General features: G+C 31.1%; 2 protein-coding genes. One reads left to right on the top strand and one right to left on the bottom strand.

What is annotated here, in order from left to right; translation table 11 throughout:
- Positions 1 to 849 (top strand): phosphoribosylanthranilate transferase (locus tag HG1285_RS00895; protein ID WP_008289532.1); only part of this gene is annotated, 849 nt, incomplete at its 5' end.
- On the opposite strand, the gene HG1285_RS00900 is transcribed toward HG1285_RS00895, so the two are convergent.
- Positions 839 to 1126, bottom strand: coding sequence for a helix-turn-helix domain-containing protein (locus tag HG1285_RS00900; protein WP_008289531.1), 288 nt, complete (start codon positions 1124 to 1126; stop codon positions 839 to 841). The genes HG1285_RS00895 and HG1285_RS00900 overlap by 11 nt on opposite strands.
- Positions 1127 to 1240: the final 114 nt, after the last annotated feature.

The raw sequence follows: 1240 nt of genomic DNA, 5'->3' as shown, positions 1-1240 counted from the left end.
AACGGTTTTATTGATGCGTTAAGAAATGAAACCAAATATATTGATACAGATGAGCTAAAACCTGTTGATTTATCTATAGGGTACGACGGTAAAAATAAATCTATTCATATTTTGCCTGCAGCTATATTTATAGCTACAGGTGCAGGAGCTAAAGTTGTAGGTCATGGGAATGAAAAAGTTCCATCTAAATTTGGCATAACATACCACGAAGTTTTAAATGCAATGGGATGTGCTGTACAATCAAATTCAGAAGATATTTTAAAAGCACTTGAGCTTTCAGGTTTTGGATTTTATCACCAAAAATATTTAAATCCAAAGCTTGCCTTACTTCTCCCAAAAAGGAGAGAATTTGGTCTCAGGAGCTTCCTTAATACAATTGAAAAATTACTCAATCCTTTTAAAACGACAAAAGTCTTAATAGGAGTAGCTCATACTCAGTTTATAGAAAAATATATCCAGATTGGTCATCATGTTGGTTTTAAAGATATTTTTGTAATCAAAGGATTGGAAGGTGGTATAGAACCGTATCCAAATAAAGAAACAAAAGTTAACACTAATAAAGTTTTTTCTCTGTCAATAATTCCAAAAGAGCTAAGTAAAAATATAAGTTTTAAAAAAAGTCTATCTGTGAAAGAAAACGCAGATATATGCCTGTCAGTTTTAAAAAACGAAAATAATCCTTTTAGAGATTGGGCATTACTTACAGCAGGATTAATAATTACAGCTTACGGACTTGAAAGTGATATTAAAAAGGCAGTATCTTTAGCAGAATACAGTTTAAATTCTGGAGCTGCTTTAGAGTGTTTTGAGGTTTACAGGTCTTTAACAAATAAAAAAATTACCTTTTAACAGGTATATTGTACTTTTCCATTCTGTATCTCACCTGACGGGGCGTCATACCTAATAATTTAGCTGCCTTTTTAATTACATATCCTGACTGCTGAAGGGCTCTTTCTATAGCTTGTTTTTCAATTTCCTGTACAGTTTTCGGAAGATGTGGTTTTTCTACGGTTGGTAGAGACTCTATTAACTGTGATTTTGAAGATTCTACATTTTTTATCTTGTTTTTTATATCAACAGGTAAATCTTTAAAATCCAATTTTTCAGATTTTGATAGGATAACCATTCTTTCTATAGTATTTTGAAGCTGTCTAACATTTCCAGGCCAGTCATATTCTGTTAAAGTTTCAACAAGTTTTTTGTATAGTTAAATTTTTCCGTAAATTTTGTTAAATTTGTC

This window comes from Hydrogenivirga sp. 128-5-R1-1 (assembly GCF_000171895.1).
Note: the sequence above shows the minus strand (reverse complement) of the source record. Positions and strands in the feature narration are given on the sequence as shown.

Coding starts and splice junctions, on each gene's coding strand:
- HG1285_RS00900 (WP_008289531.1), bottom strand. CDS start 1,126: ATGGTTATCCTATCAAAATCTGAAAAATTGGATTTTAAAGATTTACCT.